Source organism: Nocardia nova, from assembly GCF_002933465.1.
In the GTDB taxonomy this organism is placed as follows: Bacteria; Actinomycetota; Actinomycetes; order Mycobacteriales; family Mycobacteriaceae; genus Nocardia; species Nocardia nova_B.
The window spans coordinates 1-875 of record NZ_PSZE01000098.1 but is presented as its reverse complement, the minus strand read 5'-3'; the positions used below and the strand labels follow the sequence as shown (position 1 = coordinate 875).

At 67.7% G+C, this 875-nt stretch carries 1 protein-coding gene and 1 pseudogene; one reads left to right on the top strand and one right to left on the bottom strand.

The features are described from left to right. Positions 1-609, bottom strand: a 609-nt coding sequence (locus C5E41_RS33005) for a DUF4226 domain-containing protein (protein ID WP_219823319.1), incomplete at its 3' end; no start/stop codon positions are given. Here C5E41_RS33005 and C5E41_RS34680 point away from each other — a divergent pair. After that, positions 608-875 (top strand): annotated as a pseudogene (locus tag C5E41_RS34680) (hypothetical protein); the annotation flags it as partial. The gene C5E41_RS33005 and the pseudogene C5E41_RS34680 overlap by 2 nt on opposite strands.

Below are 875 nucleotides of genomic sequence, written 5' to 3'. Positions count from 1 at the left end.
CGGGTATTTTTTGCCGTAGATGTTGTAGAGGTATTGGTTGGTGAGTCGGTTGATTTCGGTGGCGGTTTCGGTGGAGTTGGTGTTGCCGCCGGAGACGATGGCTTGGGCTTTTGTGAGGGCGATGGTGAGGATGTGGTGGACTTTTTGTTGTCCGGCTTTGGTGTAGGCGGTGGGTCCTAGTTCGGCGAGGGCGGCGTCGACGTCGCGGAGGAGTTGGCGGACGGCGGTTTTGTCGACTTTGTGTTTGCCGGCGTGGGAGTAGATGTAGTTGTAGAGGTCGTTGTCGAGGGTGTTGAAGGCGGTGGCGGCGTTGCGTTGGAACAGTTGGCGGGCTTTGACGGCGCCTGCGGTGGTGCCGGTGCCGCCGGTGCTGCCGGTGGTGGTGCCGAGTTGTGTGCGGAGTTTCGCGACGTCGGGGTCGTCGCTGTTTTCGTCGCCGTAGGCGGCGGCGAGTTTTTTGAGGGCGGCGATGGCTTTCTGGGCTTGGGGTGACAGGCCGGCGTCGCTGCCGTCGCCGGTTGTGGTTGCGCCGGAACCGTTTCGGTTACCGTTTCCGCCGCTGGTGCCGCCGGCGAGGCCGGACAGGGCGGAGGCGAGCATGGGCAGCATGGACAGGGCCATGGCGCCGCCCATCATGGCGGTGGGCGCGACCTGGGCCAGGGTGTGGTCGTCGATGCCGGGGACCAGGCTGGGTTCGGGTTCGGGTGCCACGCTCGCCCGATCGGTGGCCGGCGCCGGCGGTGGTGGTGTGCCGGCGCCCGCGGCGGGGGGTGCTTGCGCCGATCCCGGTGCCACCGACACCGCGGGCGAACCCGCAGGCGCCACCACACCACCACCCGACCCGGCAGACACAGGACCCGGCAGCGCCGGGCTCG